At 68.8% G+C, this 16,289-nt stretch carries 18 protein-coding genes; 10 read left to right on the top strand and 8 right to left on the bottom strand.

Annotation, left to right across the window (positions count from 1 at the left end; all coding sequences use genetic code 11):
- Positions 1-49: 49 nt before the first annotated feature.
- The 4 genes from ACEVQ6_RS09270 to ppa all read left to right on the top strand — a co-directional run bounded on the left by ACEVQ6_RS09270 (position 50) and on the right by ppa (position 4,950).
- Positions 50-1,615, top strand: coding sequence for an alkaline phosphatase D family protein (locus tag ACEVQ6_RS09270; protein WP_374888666.1), 1,566 nt, complete (start codon positions 50-52; stop codon positions 1,613-1,615).
- Between the two features lie 130 nt (positions 1,616-1,745).
- The gene (gene typA / locus ACEVQ6_RS09265) at positions 1,746-3,572 is read left to right on the top strand and encodes a translational GTPase TypA (protein WP_374888665.1); all 1,827 of its coding nucleotides are present in this window, start codon (positions 1,746-1,748) and stop codon (positions 3,570-3,572) included.
- Between the two features lie 181 nt (positions 3,573-3,753).
- Complete coding sequence (locus tag ACEVQ6_RS09260) at positions 3,754-4,260, top strand: GNAT family N-acetyltransferase (RefSeq protein ID WP_374888664.1); 507 nt, start codon at positions 3,754-3,756, stop codon at positions 4,258-4,260.
- 153 nt (positions 4,261-4,413) lie between these two features.
- Positions 4,414-4,950, top strand: a complete 537-nt coding sequence (ppa, locus tag ACEVQ6_RS09255) for an inorganic diphosphatase (RefSeq protein WP_374888663.1) — start codon at positions 4,414-4,416, stop codon at positions 4,948-4,950.
- 84 nt (positions 4,951-5,034) lie between these two features.
- Here ppa and ACEVQ6_RS09250 read toward each other — a convergent pair whose 3' ends face one another.
- The 7 genes from ACEVQ6_RS09250 to hemC form a co-directional block, all read right to left on the bottom strand.
- The gene (locus tag ACEVQ6_RS09250; protein WP_374888662.1) at positions 5,035-5,331 is read right to left on the bottom strand and encodes a YggT family protein; all 297 of its coding nucleotides are present in this window, start codon (positions 5,329-5,331) and stop codon (positions 5,035-5,037) included.
- 125 nt (positions 5,332-5,456) lie between these two features.
- Entirely contained in the window at positions 5,457-6,209 is a 753-nt protein-coding gene (locus ACEVQ6_RS09245; protein WP_374888661.1) for a glutamine amidotransferase, read from the bottom strand.
- A gap of 1 nt (position 6,210) precedes the next feature.
- Positions 6,211-6,696 (bottom strand): tellurite resistance TerB family protein, encoded by a 486-nt coding sequence (locus ACEVQ6_RS09240; RefSeq protein WP_374888660.1) that lies wholly within the window; start codon positions 6,694-6,696, stop codon positions 6,211-6,213.
- 72 nt (positions 6,697-6,768) lie between these two features.
- Complete coding sequence (locus tag ACEVQ6_RS09235) at positions 6,769-8,403, bottom strand: heme biosynthesis protein HemY (RefSeq protein ID WP_374888659.1); 1,635 nt, start codon at positions 8,401-8,403, stop codon at positions 6,769-6,771.
- Positions 8,404-8,413: 10 nt separating this feature from the next.
- Positions 8,414-9,745: a COG4223 family protein gene (locus ACEVQ6_RS09230; protein WP_374888658.1), complete on the bottom strand. Its 1,332-nt coding sequence runs from the start codon at positions 9,743-9,745 to the stop codon at positions 8,414-8,416.
- A gap of 98 nt (positions 9,746-9,843) precedes the next feature.
- Positions 9,844-10,572, bottom strand: coding sequence for a uroporphyrinogen-III synthase (locus ACEVQ6_RS09225; RefSeq protein WP_374888657.1), 729 nt, complete (start codon positions 10,570-10,572; stop codon positions 9,844-9,846).
- 4 nt (positions 10,573-10,576) lie between these two features.
- A complete protein-coding gene (gene hemC / locus ACEVQ6_RS09220; protein WP_374888656.1) occupies positions 10,577-11,506 on the bottom strand; it encodes a hydroxymethylbilane synthase in 930 nt (309 codons plus the stop codon).
- Positions 11,507-11,590: 84 nt separating this feature from the next.
- On the opposite strand from hemC, the gene tsaD reads away from it, so the two are divergent.
- The 5 genes from tsaD to ACEVQ6_RS09195 are packed head-to-tail and all read left to right on the top strand — an operon-like array spanning position 11,591 to position 15,068.
- The gene (gene tsaD / locus ACEVQ6_RS09215; RefSeq protein WP_374888655.1) at positions 11,591-12,685 is read left to right on the top strand and encodes a tRNA (adenosine(37)-N6)-threonylcarbamoyltransferase complex transferase subunit TsaD; all 1,095 of its coding nucleotides are present in this window, start codon (positions 11,591-11,593) and stop codon (positions 12,683-12,685) included.
- On the top strand, positions 12,682-13,662 hold the full coding sequence (locus ACEVQ6_RS09210) for an NAD(P)H-dependent glycerol-3-phosphate dehydrogenase (protein WP_374888654.1): 981 nt from the start codon (positions 12,682-12,684) through the stop codon (positions 13,660-13,662). The genes tsaD and ACEVQ6_RS09210 overlap by 4 nt, the downstream gene beginning before the upstream one ends.
- A gap of 22 nt (positions 13,663-13,684) precedes the next feature.
- The gene (locus tag ACEVQ6_RS09205; RefSeq protein ID WP_374888653.1) at positions 13,685-13,978 is read left to right on the top strand and encodes a YciI-like protein; all 294 of its coding nucleotides are present in this window, start codon (positions 13,685-13,687) and stop codon (positions 13,976-13,978) included.
- Between the two features lie 5 nt (positions 13,979-13,983).
- The gene (locus ACEVQ6_RS09200) at positions 13,984-14,415 is read left to right on the top strand and encodes an EVE domain-containing protein (protein WP_374888652.1); all 432 of its coding nucleotides are present in this window, start codon (positions 13,984-13,986) and stop codon (positions 14,413-14,415) included.
- A complete protein-coding gene (locus tag ACEVQ6_RS09195) occupies positions 14,412-15,068 on the top strand; it encodes a class I SAM-dependent methyltransferase (RefSeq protein WP_374888651.1) in 657 nt (218 codons plus the stop codon). The genes ACEVQ6_RS09200 and ACEVQ6_RS09195 overlap by 4 nt, the downstream gene beginning before the upstream one ends.
- 3 nt (positions 15,069-15,071) lie before the next feature.
- On the opposite strand, the gene ACEVQ6_RS09190 is transcribed toward ACEVQ6_RS09195, so the two are convergent.
- A complete protein-coding gene (locus ACEVQ6_RS09190; RefSeq protein WP_374888650.1) occupies positions 15,072-15,590 on the bottom strand; it encodes a hypothetical protein in 519 nt (172 codons plus the stop codon).
- 297 nt (positions 15,591-15,887) lie between these two features.
- On the opposite strand from ACEVQ6_RS09190, the gene sdhC reads away from it, so the two are divergent.
- The gene (gene sdhC, locus ACEVQ6_RS09185; RefSeq protein WP_374888649.1) at positions 15,888-16,283 is read left to right on the top strand and encodes a succinate dehydrogenase, cytochrome b556 subunit; all 396 of its coding nucleotides are present in this window, start codon (positions 15,888-15,890) and stop codon (positions 16,281-16,283) included.
- The last annotated feature ends 6 nt before the right edge of the window (positions 16,284-16,289 follow it).

The following is a 16,289-nucleotide window of genomic DNA, read 5'->3' as shown; positions in this document are numbered from 1 at the left end:
TCCACGCGCACCGTCTGACGGCGGCTCGCGACCAGCGTGGGAGCGATCCATGGACGATGCCGCAACACAGGCGGGACTGAGCCGCCGGTCCTTTCTTCTGTCGTCCGGCGCGATCGGCCTGGCGGCGACGGCGAAGCTCGCCGCGCCCTTTTATCTCCAGAGCCGCAGGCCGCATTTCCTGCATGGCGTCCAGTCCGGCGATGTCGACACGGCCTCGGGCATGGTCTGGACGCAGGTCGACCGCCCCTGCCGCATCGCGCTCGACTATTCGACCACCGGCGCCTTCGGCGACCCTGTCCGCGTCGCCGAACTGAATGCCCTGCCGGGCTCGAACTGCACGGCGAAACATCTCCTGGCCGATCTCCTGCCGGACCAGGAGATCTTCTACCGCTTCACCGCGACCGACCTCTCAGACGTCAACAGGGTCTCCGAGCCGATCGTCGGCCGGTTCCGCACCGCGCCGTTCCGGCGCCGTTCGCTGCGCTTCGCCTGGTCGGGCGACACGGCGGGACAGGGCTGGGGCATCGACGACGTCGGGATGAAGACCTATGCGACGATGGCGATCCATGCGCCGGATTTCTTCATCCATTCCGGCGACACGGTCTACGCCGACAATCCGATCCCCGACGAGATCACGCTTCGCGACGGCACGCTCTGGAAAAACCGCATCGTCACCCCGGAAAAGCGCGATGTCGCCCGCACGCTGAATGAGTATCGCGGCCAGTGGGCTTACAACCTCCTCGACGATCATGTCCGCGCCTTCAACGCCGCCTGCCCGATCTTCTACCAGTGGGACGACCACGAGGTGATGAACAACTGGTCCGCCTCGACCGACCTTTCCGGCGATCCGCGCTACCCGGAAAAGGACGTCTCCGTCTATGCCCGGCGGGCGCTGCAGGCGTTCAGGGAGATGACGCCGGTCCGCCCCTTCGAGACGCAGCCCGGCCGCATCTTCCGCAAGATCGTCTACGGGCCGCTGCTCGACGTCTTCTTCGTCGACCTGCGCTCCTATCGCGACCCCAACCAGGCGGATGGCGGCGCCGGCATCCTCGGCTGGCGGCAGGCGGCCTGGCTGAAGCGGGAGCTCGCCGCCTCGCGCGCCACCTGGAAGGTGATCGCCTGCGACATGCCGATCGGCCTCGTCGTCTGGGACGACTACGCCTCGAAGACGGGCAGCGACGCGATCGCGAACGGCGACGACGGGCCGCCGAAGGGACGCGAGGGCGAGTTCGCGGAGATCTTCCGCTTCCTCCGCGACAACGCGGTCAACAACATCGTCTGGCTGACGGCCGACGTGCACTATACCGCGGCGCACCACTACGATCCGTCGCGCGCGGCGTTCAAGGATTTCCTGCCCTTCTGGGAATTCGTCTCCGGCCCGCTCCATTCGGGCACCTATGGGCCGAAGCCGCTCGACAGGACCTTCGGTCCCGAGGTGCGTTTCATCAAGGCGGCCGGCACCGGCATCGACCAGAACCTGCCGCCCTCCGCCGGCCTGCAGTTCTTCGGCCTCGTCGACATCGATGGCCAGAGCCGGCAGATGACCGTGCGCCTGATGGACCGCGACGACCGCGAATTGTGGCGCGTCGTGCTCGATCCCGTGGTGACTGGATGAGCGGCGTGTCGGCCGCGCATGGCTGCAATACCGGCGCCCCTCTTTCGCGAACGCGAAAAACAGGATATGAGCGCGCCAAATGAACGTGGCGCGTCCCCGATGTTGCGCCCCCAGCCTCAGAGATCAGAACATGGCACTCCGCAATATCGCGATCATCGCGCACGTCGACCATGGGAAAACGACCCTCGTCGACGAGCTCCTGAAACAGTCCGGCTCGTTCCGCGAGAACCAGCGCGTCGCCGAGCGCGTGATGGATTCGAACGACCTCGAAAAGGAACGCGGCATCACCATCCTCGCCAAGGCGACGTCGGTCGAGTGGAAGGGCGTGCGCATCAACATCGTCGACACGCCCGGCCACGCCGATTTCGGCGGCGAGGTCGAGCGCATCCTGTCGATGGTCGACGGCGCCATCGTCCTCGTCGACAGTTCCGAAGGCCCGATGCCGCAGACCAAGTTCGTCGTCTCCAAAGCGCTGAAGGTCGGCCTGAAGCCGATCGTCGCGATCAACAAGATCGACCGCCCGGACGGCCGCCACGAGGAGGTCATCAACGAGGTCTTCGACCTCTTCGCCAATCTCGACGCCACCGACGAGCAGCTCGACTTCCCGATCCTCTACGGCTCGGGCCGCGACGGCTGGATGAACGTCAATCCGGAAGGCCCGAAGGATCAGGGTCTGGCGCCGCTGCTCGATCTCGTGCTGACGCATGTTCCCGAGCCGACCGTCGAGGAGGGCCCGTTCCGCATGATCGGCACCATCCTCGAGGCCAACCCCTTCCTCGGCCGCATCATCACCGGCCGGATCGCGTCGGGCTCGATCAAGCCGAACCAGTCGGTCAAGGTGCTCGGCCAGGACGGTAGGCTGATCGAGAACGGGCGCATCTCGAAGATCCTCGCCTTCCGCGGCATCGAGCGCACGTCGATCGAAGAGGCCCATGCGGGTGACATCGTCGCGATCGCCGGGCTGTCCAAGGGCACGGTCGCCGACACGTTCTGCGATCCCTCGGTGAGCGAGGCGATGACGGCCCAGCCGATCGACCCGCCGACCGTGACCATGTCCTTCATCGTCAATGACAGCCCGCTCGCCGGCACCGAGGGCGACAAGGTGACGAGCCGCGTCATCCGCGACCGTCTGTTCAAGGAAGCCGAGGGCAATGTCGCGCTGAAGATCGAGGAGGCCGAGGGCAAGGATTCCTTCTTCGTCTCCGGCCGCGGCGAGCTGCAGCTCGCCGTGCTGATCGAGACCATGCGCCGGGAAGGCTTCGAGCTCGCCGTCTCGCGCCCGCGCGTCGTCATGGAAAAGGACGCGACCGGCACGCTGATGGAGCCGATCGAGGAGGTCGTCATCGACGTCGACGAGGAGCATTCCGGCGTCGTCGTGCAGAAGATGTCCGAGCGCAAGGCCGAGATGGTCGAGCTCAGGCCGTCGGGCGGCAGCCGCCAGCGCCTGCGCTTCTACGCGCCGACGCGCGGCCTGATCGGCTACCAGTCGGAGCTTCTGACCGACACGCGCGGCACGGCGGTGATGAACCGGCTGTTCCACGATTACCAGCCCTACAAGGGCGCCATCGGCGGTCGCGTCAATGGCGTGCTGCTCGCCAACGGCGCCGGCGAGGCCGTCGCCTATGCCATGTTCAACCTCGAGGACCGCGGCCCGATGATCATCGAGCCGGGCGAGAAGGTCTATCAGGGCATGATCATCGGCATCCACAGCAGAGACAACGACCTCGAGGTCAACGTGCTGAAGGGCAAGCAGCTGACCAACATCCGCGCCGCCGGCAAGGACGAGGCCGTCAAGCTGACGCCGCCGATCCGCATGACGCTCGACCGGGCGCTGTCCTGGATCCAGGACGACGAACTGATGGAAGTGACGCCGAAGTCGATCCGTCTGCGCAAGCTCTATCTCGACCCGAACGACCGCAAGCGTTTCGAAAAGGCCCGCACTGCCGGCGCGGCCTGACGAGGGCCCGTGGCGACAACGAGGAACCCCGGAGCGATCCGGGGTTTTTTGTGCGCCGCATCTCTTTGCCGGTTGCTGAAAGCGTTAAGAATGCGTTAACTTTGCCCATGGGCGAAGGTCCGGTCGCGGTCCTTCGATCGGGCATCCGTAAGCCGGATGCGGGACATGGTCAGAGTGCGTCATGAAGACAGTCACCATCGAAATCCGGCGGGGGGAAGCCCGTGACGCCGCGGCGATCTCCGGGGTTCATCGCGCCGCGTGGCGGCAGGCCTATGCCGGCCTCATCCCGCACCGCCCGCTGATCCAGATGATCGAGCGCCGCAACGAGGCCTGGTGGCGCAAGGCGGCCGGCGGTCCCGCGACGCTCCTCGTTCTCGATGTCGCCGGCACCATTGCCGGCTATGCCACGCTCGGCCTCAACCGCGCCCGTGCCCTGCCGCAGGAAGGCGAGGTCTACGAGCTTTACCTGCGGCCAGAATATCAGGGCCTCGGCTTCGGCCGCCTGCTCTTCGGCGAGGCGAAAAGCCTGCTGAAGTCGCTCGGATGCCGCGGCCTCGTCGTCTGGTGCCTCGAGGACAGTCTCAATGCCGACCGGTTCTTCCGCGGTGCCGGGGGCCGCGACATCGCCGAGGGCATGGAGGATTTCGAGGGCCGCAGCCTGCGCAAGATCGGCTACGTCTGGGACTGAATTTTCCGCGCTGCGGCTTTCGGCGCCCGCCGCGTTCCGGCTCCGCGACGGCGCCCGGTCCATTTTTGCCCATCCGACGAAAGCCATGTTGCGCAGTGCGGCATTTCCCTTTATCGCACTGCGACGCTCATCGCTTCAGCTTGGGAGACACATATGCGGATCGACGCAATTTCCATCGGCAAGAACCCGCCCGAGGACATCAACGTCATCGTCGAGGTTCCGGTCGGCGGACATCCGATCAAGTACGAGATGGACAAGGATGCCGGCACGCTGATCGTCGACCGCTTCCTCTATACGCCGATGACCTATCCGGGCAATTACGGCTTCGTGCCGCACACGCTGTCGGACGACGGCGACCCGATCGACGTGCTGATCGCCTCGACCCGCCCCCTCGTTCCCGGCTGCGTCATCAATGTCCGCCCTATCGGCGTGATGATGATGGAGGACAATTCCGGCAAGGACGAGAAGATCATCGCCGTGCCGAACTATCACCTGACCAAGCGTTACGACAAGGTGAAGGACTATACCGACCTGCCGGAGATCACGCTGCAGCAGATCGAGCATTTCTTCGAGCACTACAAGGACCTCGAGCCCGGAAAATGGGTGAAGATCTTCGGCTGGAAGAATGTCGACGTCGCCCAGCGGCTGATCGCGGAAGCAATCGAGCGGGCGAAGTCCGGCAAGGGTTGACCCGGCGTTGTGATTGGAGACGATGCGGCCCCGGCTTTCCCAGCCGGGGTTTTTCTTTGCCCGTTCGAGCGGCTGCGGCAGGGATCAGAGGCCGAGCAGCGCCGGGGCGATCGTGTAGTTCAGCAGCATCTGCAGGAAATAGAGGATGACGAGCACGACGAGCGGCGACAGGTCGACGCCGCCCATGTTCGGCAGGATGCTGCGGATCGGCCGGTAGACTGGTTCGGTCAGCTGGTAGAGCGAGCGGCCGATCATGTTGATCGCCTGGTTGTTGGTGTTGATCACGTTGAAGGCGTAGAGCCAGGAAAAGATCGCCGAGGCGATGACCAGGAACCAGACGATGTTGATGATGAAATTGAGGGTGCTGATGACAGCAATCATGCCGCTCTCCAAAGGGTTGTCGCCTGACATGTAGCCATTGGCGGCAGGGGCGGCAAGTCCGGCCGCGCCGCTGCGATGAACGTCCCGGCGGTTTTCGGACGCGGGCCATCCGCCGGCCTTATCCTTCAGGCGGCGCCGGCTTTCCTTGAGGCGGTGTCGGCCTTTGCTTCCCCGCCGACGAAGATCAGGTCGAGGAACCCGTCCATCCAGCGCCGGAGCGCCGCGTCGTGGCGCATGCGGCCGTCGAGATGGTCGCGCCCCTGCTGGGCGCCGGGAAGCACGAAGCGGTGGGCGCCGTGCACGACCCAGCGATGCATCATCGCGCGTGTCAGCTCGCCGTGGAACTGGATGCCCCAGGCGTTGGCGCCATAGCGGAAGGCCTGGTTGGGATAGGCGTCGCCCGTTGCCAGGAGCGCGGCGCCGGCGGGAAGATCGAAGCCTTCGCGGTGGAAATGGTAGACCATTGCCGGCCAGTCGATCAGCGCCTGGCCTTCCGGCGTCGCCTCGAGCGGATACCAGCCGATTTCCGTCAGCCCCTCGCGATGGGGGGCGACGGCGCTGCCGAGCTTGCGGGCGAGCATCTGCGCGCCGAGGCAGATGCCGAGATAGGGCTTGTTTTCCTTGAGCGGCACCGACAGCCAGTCGATCTCGGCCTTGACGAAATCGTCGTCGTCATTGGCGCTCATCGGTCCGCCGAAGACGACGGCGCCGGCATGGCCGGCAAGCGTTTCGGGCAGCGGATCGCCGAGCACCGGGCGGCGGATGTCGAGCGCAAAACCCTTTTCCTCGAGGAGATGGCCGACCCGGCCGGGGCTCGAGCGCTCCTGATGCAGGACGATGAGGATCTCTTCCTTCTTCGCGAGGCCTTGCCGCGGCATGTCACTCTTCCTGTTTCAGCCCGGTCTCCTCCCCGATGTTCATGCGCGCCGCTGCCTCCCGGCGCTTCAGCACCCTGTCCCGGCCCGATACGCCGAGCAGGTCCGCGATCCGCCAGATCACGTGATCCTCCATCTCGTTGCGCCGGCCGTCCGCATAGACAATCTCCCACAACATGCCGACGAGGTCGATCCTCTGTTCCTCGGAAAAATGGCGTTTGACGTCGGAGGTGAAGCGGTAGAAGTCGATCGCCTCGCTCTCGGCCGTCTCGCCGGCGGAGACGAGCGCCGTCAGCGTCTGATCGTCGAGGCCGTAATGCTCGCGGATCACCGAGCGCACCTTGGCGCGTTCGCTGTCGAGCACCGCGCCATCGGCCTCCATCACCTGGATGCAGAGCGCCACGACGGCGATGCGCGGGTCGCCGGGCGCGATCGGGGCGGGCAGCGGGCCGGTCAGGCTCTCGAAAAATTCGCGAAGGCGCTCGAACATGCGTCTGACGGGATCCCTTGTTGCTCAGGCCTGGCGTTCCGCACCGTCGTCGGGCACGGAACGCGGCGCGGTTCAGAACAGGCGCAGCGCCTGCTGCTCGGCGGCCTTCGGGTCGCGCACCCCCGGATCGTCCGGCGGGCGGCCGAAGAAGGGCTCCACCACCGTCTCGTCCCGCTTTCCGTCCTCGGGAGGCACGGCCTTGACCGGCACGGCGGGTTGCGGCTCGGCGGCGGGAGGCGGTGCCGTCGCGGCCATCTCGCTTGTCGGCTCCGCCGGCCTTTCCACGGAGACGACGACCGGCTTTTCCACCTCGACGATGCGGACCGTCTCGACCGGTGCCGGGGCGGGCGTGACCGGCGGCAGGTTGCGGATCGCCTCTTCGGCCGGATTGACGCTGCCTTCCTCGACCGGGCCGTCGATCTGGCTGACCGGCGTCTTCCATTCGAAGGCGTCGAGCCGGCCGGTCACAGGCGAGACCGGCCGCCATTCGGCCGCAGTGACACCGTCGGCGGTCCAGGCGGCGTCGCCGGGGCTGCGCAGGGCCTGCGCCATCCAGTAGCGGATGCGGCCGATATCGCTGGTGTCGGCCTCCTCGATGTCGGCAAGCAGCAGGAAGACCCCTTCGGAGGGTGCGATGCGGGCCGCCGCCTCCGCCTTTTCCCGGGCGAGCAGCAGTTCGCGCGCGTCGAGCGCGGCGCGCGCCACGGCGATCAGCGCCGCCGGGCTGTTCGGCCGGATCGCCTCCAGCTTGTTCGCCCGCTTCAGCCGGTCGAGGGCGGAGTCGCCGTTGCGGGCGCGGATATAGAGGCTGGCGACGTCGGGATGGGCCGTCGCCTTCCAGAGCTTTTCGAGGATGCCGGCCGCCTTGCGCAGATTGTCCTCGCGGTTGAGGGCGCGCGCGGCGACGAGGCCGGCGGGCACGAGGTCGGGCGCGAGCTTCAGGGCCGCCAGCGCATCGTCGCGCGCGCCCTTCGGATCGGCGTCGAGCCTCTCCGTCGCGCGCGCGGTCAGCAGCACGGCCTTCTTCCGGTAGGCCTCGGCCTTTTCTATCGCATGGGCGGAACGGGCCTGGTCGACGAGGCGGATCGCCTCGTCCCACTGGCCGGTGCGGCCGCGATGTTCCAATGCCGCAAGCGTCGCCCAGGCGAGATGGGGCGCATTGTCGGCGGCGCGTTCGGCATAGTGGCGGGCGGCTTCGTGCGCCTCCTGGCGCCTGGCCTCGAGATAAAGCCCGCGCAGGCCGAGCTCGCGCGTTTCTGGATCGTCGGCCATCGTTTCGAATTTCTTGCGGGCGTCGTCGTGCCGGCCCTCGATCAGCGCGGTCTGCGCTTCGAGCAGATGGATCAGCGGTTCCTGGTCGGCGCGGATCAGGCCGCGGGTGCGCACCGCCATCTTGCGGGCCAGGATCGCGTCGCCGGCGCCGGCGGCGATCAGGCCGGTCGACAGCGCCTGGTAGCCGCGATCGCGCCGGCGGGCGCGGAAGTAGCGGCTGATCGTGTGCGGCGACAGCCAGAGCGAGCGGACGAGCCAGAGGGTGATCAGCACGGCCGCGATCAGCGTGACGAAGATGCTCGCCGCCACCATCAGTGTCATCTCGATGCGCTGGCCCTGCCAGACGATGGCGAGTTCGCCCGGGCGGTCGGCGAGCCAGGCGAAGCCCGCGCCGATCGCGAGCACCACGAGGACATAGAACAGGATACGGATCATCGGGGCGTCCTCAACCGGGATTGGCGGGATTGGAGGCGGTGAGCGCACCGGCGACAGCCCCGTCGACCAGCGTCTCCGCCGCGATGCGCTGGTCGAGGCGGCTCTTGAAGGCCGCACCGGCGGCCTTGGCCTTGTCCGGCAGCGCCTCCCATTCGAGGACGGCGCCCTTCAGGTCGCCGTTGACGATGCGGTCCTCGATGCGGGCGATCATCGCCTCCGGCCCGGTTCCCTCGACGGTTCCGACCGGGCGGACGCGGATCGCCGTCGCGGCGCTGTTGATCAGGCGCGAGACGATGCCCTCGTCCGGTGCGCGCTCGCGCACGGCGTCGATCATCGCGGTCGCCGTTGCGGGGAAGTCGGCGACGAGATCCTTGCGCGGCGCCACCCCTTGCGAGGCGAGCGGCTGCAGCCCGGCAACCGCCGGATCCTCCGGCGACACGCTCTTCAGCGCGTCGAGCTCGGCGAGGAAGGGCCCGCCGCGGTCGATCGCCGTCTTCAGCGCGGAAACGGCGATCGCCCTGGCGAGCTGCACGTCGCTCGCCGGCTCGTCCAGCCGGCGCTCGGCCTCGCCAAGGCGGGTGGTCAGGTCGGCGGCGGCCTTCGTCGTCTCCTGCTTCAGCGTCTCGACATTGCCCTGGAGCAGCGACAGCTGGTCGGTCAGCGCCTTGACGGCGGTCTGCAGCGCCTCGACATCCGGGTCGGGCCGGTTCGCTTCGCCGGCCGCGCTCTCGATCGCGGCGAGGCGCTGCTCGATGCCGGAAAGGTCCGGCGCCGGCCGGTTGGCGATCTCGCCGCGCAGGGCCGCGATCTCGCCGGTGATGCCTTCAAGGGCGGCGCCGTCGTTCTGGGTCGCCGGTCCGAGCGACGGGATGACGCCGCCATATTGCAGCACGCCGAAGCCGGCAAGCGTGATCAGGCCGCCGAGAATGCCGGCCGCGAGCGCGCCGCTGGTCGTGCCGCGCGCGGCCTGCGGGGCAGGCTCTGGCGATGCCGGGCGCTGGGGCCGCTCCGTCGGGCGGTCCGGCGCTTCCCTCGTTTCTGCGGCCGCAGCCGCCTCTGCCTCTGTCGGCACCGTTGCCGGCTCGGCGCCGATCGCGGTGGGCTCGGGCGTGCTTTGGGGAACGGCATCGGTCGGCGTCTCCGGGCCGAGCGTGGTTTCGGCAGGCGTTTCCGCGGTTGCGTCGCCGGTGGCGGTTTCGGCAGGACGCGTAATGTCGGGGTCGGGCGAGACAGGGTCTCCGGCCGACGGGGATGTCTCGTCGGCGAGCGGACGGGCTTCGAGATCGATGGTCGTCGGCTCCCTCTTCGACTTCGAGCGGCGCGGCGGGATTTCCGGAACCATGGTCGTCTTCCCCATTCTCGATTGGCAGTGACGGTAAACCTAGACACCCCCAGGGGCGAGGGAAAGACCCTCGCCGATGAATTGGCGCAAAACAGTGGCTAGCCCATCGAGGCGGGCGGTGGCATGCCGAGACGCGACAGCAGGCTGTCCTCGTCCGGCCGCTCGGCGATGACGACGCTTTCGAGCGCGCCGCCGAGCGCCTCGGCGACGGACCGGCTGAGACAGAAAGCCGCGCCTGGATGCCGTGCCCCGGCGATGCCGGCCAGCAGGCCGGCGAAAAGGCGCGCCCCTTCCGCGGAATAGAGCAGCACGGCCGGTACGGGCGCCTCGGCGAGCACGGCGGCAAGCTCCGCCGCCGCGTCGCGCGGCTTCATCCGGTAGCAGGCGACGGTCTCGACCGCGATTGCCGCGGCGAGGAGCCCGTCCTCGAGGGTTTTCGCGCGCGGTGCGCCGGCGAGATAGAGAAGAGGGGCGGCGGGGCGGGCATCGCCGGCGATCCGCCTTGCCAGCCCCGCGCCGTCGCCGGGCCCGACGCGCACGTCGCAGAAGCCGAGCGCGCGGAAGGCGTCGGCGGTCGCCCCGCCGACGGCATAGAGCGGCGTTCGCAGATGGTCGCGAACAGCGTGGCCAAGGCCGGCGAGCGTGCGCGCGGCCTCGGCGCTGGTGGCGGCGATCGCACCGTGCGGCCGGGAGAGCGCCCGGCGCAGCGCGTCAAGGTCCGGCACCGCTTCCGTCAGCGGCACCACGACCGCCTCATGCCCGATCGACCGCAGCCGCGCGGCCGTCGCCCCGGCCGCCGGCTGCGGCCGGGTGACGAGGACGCGCATGCGGTCAGCTCCAGGAGGAAAAGAAGCCAGGCCCGGCCTTGGCACGGATCGCCTCGCCAGCCTCGGCACCCAGCCGTTCGGCCTCGCTTGCGGCGCCCTCGATGGCGATCCTGTGGACCGTGGCGCCGTCCGGGGTGAGGATCATGCCGGAGAAGGCGAGGCGCTCGCCGTCGGAGACGGCGTGGCCGGCGATCGGCGTGCGGCAGGAGCCGTCGAGCCGGGCGAGGAACTGCCTCTCGCAGGCGACGGCCTCATGGGTGCGTCGGTCGTCGATTGCCGCGAGCAGGTCCGCCACGCGGCGGTCTCCGAGGCGGCTCTCGATGCAGATCGCCCCTTGCGCCGGCGCGGGGGGGAAGTCCTCGGGATCGAGGAGTTCGGTCGGCACGTTTTCCCTGCCGAGCCGCTTCAGCCCGGCGAATGCCAGCAGCGTGCCGTCCACCTGGCCCTCCGCGAGCTTGCGCAGCCGCGTCTCGACGAGGCCGCGATAGGTGATCACGGAAAGGTCGGGCCGCAGGCGGCGGATCAGCGCCTGGCGCCGGAGCGAGGAGGAGCCGACGGTCGCGTTCTCCGGCAGATCGGCAAGGCGCGACGCGGCGCGGCCGATGAAGGCGTCGCGCACGTCCTCGCGCGGCAGGAAGGCGGAAAGATGCAGGCCGTCCGGCAGGCGGGTCGGCATGTCCTTGGCGGAATGCACGGCGAAGTCCAGGCCGCCGGCCAGCAACTGGTCCTCGAGTTCCTGGGTGAACAGGCCCTTGCCGCCGATCTCCGACAGCGCCCGGTCGGTGATGCGGTCGCCCGCCGTCGACAGGACGACGATCTCGAACATCTCCGGCGAGAGCCCGTGGGCGGCGGCGAGCCGGTCGCGCGTCTCATGCGCCTGGGCGAGCGCCAGCGGGCTGCCGCGCGTACCGATCCGGAAAGGTTTTGTTTGCATCGATCGCCGTCCATTGTTACCGGAAGAACCATGTAGCCGCCTTTGCCGGCCTTCGCAATTCTCGACGGGAACGCCCGAAAGCCGATGTCTCAACCGCTGATCCTCCTCGGCATCGAAACGAGCTGCGACGAGACCGCCGCCGCCGTGGTCGCGCGCGATCCGGACGGGCGCGGGACGATCCTTGCCGACGTGGTCCTGAGCCAGCTCGACGCGCACAGCGCCTATGGCGGCGTCGTCCCCGAGATCGCCGCGCGCGCCCATGTCGATGCGCTCGACCATCTCGTTAGCGAGGCACTCGCCCGCGCCGGTCTGCCGCTCGCCCGCATGGACGCGATCGCGGCGACGAGCGGGCCGGGGCTGATCGGCGGGCTGCTCGTCGGCCTGATGACCGCCAAGGCCATGGCTCTGGCGACGGGCAAGCCGCTCTACGCCGTCAACCACCTGGAGGGCCACGCGCTGACGGCGCGGCTGACGGACGGGCTCGCCTTTCCCTACCTGATGCTGCTCGTCTCGGGCGGGCACACGCAGCTGATCCTCGTGCGCGGCGTCGGCCGCTACGAGCGCTGGGGCACGACGATCGACGATGCGCTCGGCGAGGCCTTCGACAAGACGGCGAAGCTGCTCGGCCTGCCCTATCCGGGCGGCCCGGCCGTCGAACGCGCCGCGGCGAAGGGCGATCCCGACCGCTTCGCCTTTCCCAGGCCGCTCGTCGGCGAGGCGCGGCTGGATTTCTCGTTTTCCGGCCTCAAGACGGCCGTGCGCCAAGCGGCCCACGGCATCGCCCCCGTGACGGACCGGGACATCGCCGATATCTGCGCCTCGTTCCAGAAGGCGGTGTCGCGCACGCTGAAGGACCGGGTCGGGCGCGGGCTCGATCGCTTCCGCCGCGAATTCCCCGCCGTCGCGGCGCCTGCGCTCGTCACGGCCGGCGGCGTTGCCGCCAACAGGACGCTGAGGGACACGCTCGAACAGCTCTCGGCGGCGAAGGGGTTTCGCTTCGTCGCGCCGCCCCTCTCGCTCTGCACCGACAACGGCGCGATGATCGCCTGGGCCGGGGCGGAGCGGATGGCGGCCGGCCTTGCCGCCGATCCGCTCGATGTCGCGCCGCGCTCGCGCTGGCCGCTCGACGCGGAGGCGAAGCCGCTCACCGGCTTCGGCCGGCGGGGCGCCAAGGCATGAGCACGATCGCCGTCATCGGTGCCGGCGCCTTCGGCACGGCGCTTGCCGCCGTGGCGGCGGGCGCGCCCGACAACCGCGTCCATCTTCTCGCCCGCCGCGCGGAGGTCGTCGAGGCCTGGCGGACGACCGGCCGCAATGCGGATGGGCTGCCGGGCATCGACCTGCCGCCGGCGCTGACCCTCACCGCCGACACCGCGATCCTGCCACAGGCCGAGATCGTGCTCTTTGCCATGCCGTCGCAGGCCCAGGGCGCGGCGGCGCAGTGCTATGGAGCGCTGATCCGCCCCGAGGCGGAGATCGTCACCTGCGCCAAGGGCATGGACCGCGCGACCGGCCGGCTGCTGACCGATGTGATCGAGGCGGTGCTGCCGGGGCGGACGGTCTCCGTGCTCTCCGGCCCGGGCTTCGCCGCCGACATCGCGACGGGACTGCCGACGGCGATGGTGCTCGCCTCTGCCGACATGGATCGCGCCGCGCGGCTCGCCGAGCGGCTTTCCGGCCCGACCTTCCGCCTTTATCCCTCGGACGACCGCATCGGCGTCCAGCTCGGCGGCGCGCTGAAGAACGTGCTGGCGATCGCCTGCGGCCTCGTCGAGGGTGCCGGGCTCGGCGATTCCGCCCGCGCCGCCCTGATCGCCCGGGGGCTGGCCGAGATGTCGCGTTTCGCCGCCGCGCGCGGCGGACAGGCGGAGACGGTGCGCGGCCTTTCCGGACTCGGCGACCTCGTGCTGACGGCGACGAGCCACCAGTCGCGCAACCTGCGCTTCGGCCTGTCGATCGCACGGCAGGGGCGCGCCGGCGCGGCCGTCGCCGGCCTGGTCGAGGGCGCGTTTGCCGCCGACATCGCGGCGCGCACGGCAAGGCGGCTCGGCGTCGACATGCCGGTGACCGATGCCGTCGCCGCCATCATCGACGGCACGCTCGACATCCCCGCGGCGCTCGAGAGCCTGATGTCGCGCCCCATCACCCGCGAATAACCGAACCGCCAAGGAGAAGACCATGCTGTTTGCCGTCCTGTGCACCGACAAGCCCGGCTCGCTTTCCGTCCGCATGGAGGCGAGGCCCGCCCATGTCGATTTCCTCACCGGGCTGAACGCGCAGGGCAGGCTCGCTTTCGCTGGTCCCTTCCTCGACGCCGACGGCAAGCCGAACGGCAGCCTCGTCGTGCTCGACGCCGGCACGATCGAGGACGCGCAGGCAATCGCCGCCGCCGATCCCTATGCGGCGGCCGGGCTGTTCGCCTCGGTCGAGATCCGGCCGTGGAACTGGGTGTTCAACAAGCCGGAGGCGTGAACCGCATGGCCTACTGGCTCTACAAGTCGGAGCCCGCCTCCTGGTCCTGGGACCAGCAGAAGGCGGCGGGCGCGGCCGGCACCGAATGGGCGGGCGTGCGCAACTATCTGGCGCGCAACAACATGCGGGCGATGGCGCTCGGCGACAAGGGCTTCTTCTACCACTCGAACGACGGGCTCGAGATCGTCGGCATCGTCGAGGTCGCGGCGCTCTCCCATCCCGATTCGACGGCGAAGGACGATCCGCGCTGGGATTGCGTCGACATCCGCGCGGTGCGCGACATGCCCGTCCCGGTCGGGCTCAAGGCGATCAAGGCCAATCCGGCGCTGTCGCAGATGTCGCTCGTCACCTCGATGCGCCTCTCCGTCCAGCCGGTGACCGAGGCGGAATATCTGGAAGTCTGCCGCATGGGCGGCCTTGACGATCCGCCGCGGTGAAGACCGAGCCCGACCGTTTCATCCGCGCCCATACCGAGGTGCTCGCGCCGCCGCATGTGCCGGAAATCCGGCTGCATCTGGCGAGCGAGGCGCATGATCTCTGGCTGAAGACGGAAGAGGAACTGGAGGAGATCGGCCTGCCGCCGCCTTTCTGGGCCTTCGCCTGGGCCGGCGGACAGGGGCTTGCCCGTCATATCCTCGACACGCCCGCGCTGGTTCGCGGCCGTGCCGTCCTCGATTTCGCCACCGGCTCGGGCCTGGTGGCGATCGCGGCGGCAAAGGCGGGCGCGGCCAGCGTGCTCGCGGTCGACATCGATCCTTGGGCGGAAACGGCGGTGAGGCTCAATGCGGCGCTGAACGGCGTTTCGCTTTCGGTGTCGCGCGCCGAGGTGATCGGCCCGGTCCCCGAGGCGGACGTGCTGCTTGCGGGAGACGTCTTCTACGACCGGGATTTCGCCGCCCGTCTCGTGCCGTGGTTCTCGGCCTCGGCGCAGGCCGGTCTCGACGTGCTGGTCGGCGATCCCGGCCGCGCCTACTGCCCCCGCGCGCGGCTCTCCGCGCTCGCCGTCTACAGCGTCCCGGTCAGCCGGGCGCTCGAGGACGGCGACGTGAAGCGCACCACGGTCTGGCGTTTCGACCCCGCGGGGCGTTGACGGTCAGGGCCGGACGACGCAGACGCCGGCCTCGTAGCTGCAGCCGTCATTGTAGCCGGGCGTGACCACGATGACGTTGCCGCGACGCTCGTCGCGGTAGGACGTGTCGCGATCGATGGAGAGGCCGCCCTTCTCACGATAGGCGCGCAGGCCCCCGCCGTAAAAGTTGCCGTCGTAGCCGCGCCGGCGCTCCGCCCGCTCCTCAATGCGGACCCGGCGCTCCTCGCGCTCGCGCCAGCGGTCGCGCCGCGTCAGGCGCTCACCGGAGTGGCGGCCGCGATGCTCGTATCGGTACTCCCCATGCCAGTCGCGGTCGCGGTGCCGGTATTTCTTCCGGTAGCGCAGCGGTGTCAGATCCTCCGCGCCCCGGTCGCTCCAGCCGCGATCGCTGCGCTCGTGATGAAACCGACGCCCCTCGCCGTCATGCCGGTCGCGCGCGCCGGCCGTCTGAAACGATGTGAGGACCATCAGCGCGGCCAGACCTGCGGCGGCGACCGATCGTGCGGACAGGAAGCTGGGCATGACGCATTCTCCTCGCGACGCTTAACAAAACCTAAACACAATCTGGGGCAGGGTTGGACAAAAGTCACGGATACGCGGAAGAAAAGCGCGGCTATCGTTAACGCCTGGACCTTCGGGAGCGCGGCAAAATGCCTAAAATGTTTAATCGATTAAATTTCTTTCGCACTGCAAACGCCCTTGTCGGCCCGCCCATGGCCGATTAAACGTCCGGTGACTGAATTGTGCGCAATCCGACACTTTTCCTGAAAATCAAGTCTGTTTTCAGGCAGTAGCCGGACCGTCCCTTGCGAGGTCCACATGACGAATGTCAGCAAAAGCCGGCCGCTCTCGCCGCATCTCCAGGTCTACAAGCTCATCCCGACCATGCTCATGTCGATCGTGCACCGCATCACCGGCGGCGCGCTCTATGTCGGCACGGTGCTGGTCGCCTTCTGGCTCATCGCCGCCGCCTCCGGCCCCGCCTATTACGACTGGGCGAGCTGGCTGTTCGGCACGATCCTCGGCCGTCTCGTGCTCTTCGCCTACACATGGGTGCTCGTCCATCACATGGTCGGCGGCATCCGGCACATGTTCTGGGACGTCGGCCGGGGATACGAGAAGAATTTCGCCACGATGATCGCCCGCCTCTCGCCGGTCGTTTCGGCGGCGATCACCGTGGCGATCTGGGTCGTCGCCCTCATCGCCCGCATCTAGGAGGAT

The sequence above is a fragment of the Ensifer soli genome (assembly GCF_041928815.1).
GTDB lineage: Bacteria > Pseudomonadota > Alphaproteobacteria > Rhizobiales > Rhizobiaceae > JBHFEI01.
This window is presented reverse-complemented; position numbering and strand designations above follow the sequence as displayed.

Excerpts from the sequence above, each read along its gene's own strand:
- ACEVQ6_RS09270 (WP_374888666.1), top strand. The coding sequence starts at position 50 with ATGGACGATGCCGCAACACAGGCGGGACTGAGCCGCCGGTCCTTTCTT.
- typA (WP_374888665.1), top strand. The coding sequence starts at position 1,746 with ATGGCACTCCGCAATATCGCGATCATCGCGCACGTCGACCATGGGAAA.
- ACEVQ6_RS09260 (WP_374888664.1), top strand. The coding sequence starts at position 3,754 with ATGAAGACAGTCACCATCGAAATCCGGCGGGGGGAAGCCCGTGACGCC.
- ppa (WP_374888663.1), top strand. The coding sequence starts at position 4,414 with ATGCGGATCGACGCAATTTCCATCGGCAAGAACCCGCCCGAGGACATC.
- ACEVQ6_RS09250 (WP_374888662.1), bottom strand. The coding sequence starts at position 5,331 with ATGATTGCTGTCATCAGCACCCTCAATTTCATCATCAACATCGTCTGG.
- ACEVQ6_RS09245 (WP_374888661.1), bottom strand. The coding sequence starts at position 6,209 with ATGCCGCGGCAAGGCCTCGCGAAGAAGGAAGAGATCCTCATCGTCCTG.
- ACEVQ6_RS09240 (WP_374888660.1), bottom strand. The coding sequence starts at position 6,696 with ATGTTCGAGCGCCTTCGCGAATTTTTCGAGAGCCTGACCGGCCCGCTG.
- ACEVQ6_RS09235 (WP_374888659.1), bottom strand. The coding sequence starts at position 8,403 with ATGATCCGTATCCTGTTCTATGTCCTCGTGGTGCTCGCGATCGGCGCG.
- ACEVQ6_RS09230 (WP_374888658.1), bottom strand. The coding sequence starts at position 9,745 with ATGGTTCCGGAAATCCCGCCGCGCCGCTCGAAGTCGAAGAGGGAGCCG.
- ACEVQ6_RS09225 (WP_374888657.1), bottom strand. The coding sequence starts at position 10,572 with ATGCGCGTCCTCGTCACCCGGCCGCAGCCGGCGGCCGGGGCGACGGCC.
- hemC (WP_374888656.1), bottom strand. The coding sequence starts at position 11,506 with ATGCAAACAAAACCTTTCCGGATCGGTACGCGCGGCAGCCCGCTGGCG.
- tsaD (WP_374888655.1), top strand. The coding sequence starts at position 11,591 with ATGTCTCAACCGCTGATCCTCCTCGGCATCGAAACGAGCTGCGACGAG.
- ACEVQ6_RS09210 (WP_374888654.1), top strand. The coding sequence starts at position 12,682 with ATGAGCACGATCGCCGTCATCGGTGCCGGCGCCTTCGGCACGGCGCTT.
- ACEVQ6_RS09205 (WP_374888653.1), top strand. The coding sequence starts at position 13,685 with ATGCTGTTTGCCGTCCTGTGCACCGACAAGCCCGGCTCGCTTTCCGTC.
- ACEVQ6_RS09200 (WP_374888652.1), top strand. The coding sequence starts at position 13,984 with ATGGCCTACTGGCTCTACAAGTCGGAGCCCGCCTCCTGGTCCTGGGAC.
- ACEVQ6_RS09190 (WP_374888650.1), bottom strand. The coding sequence starts at position 15,590 with ATGCCCAGCTTCCTGTCCGCACGATCGGTCGCCGCCGCAGGTCTGGCC.
- sdhC (WP_374888649.1), top strand. The coding sequence starts at position 15,888 with ATGACGAATGTCAGCAAAAGCCGGCCGCTCTCGCCGCATCTCCAGGTC.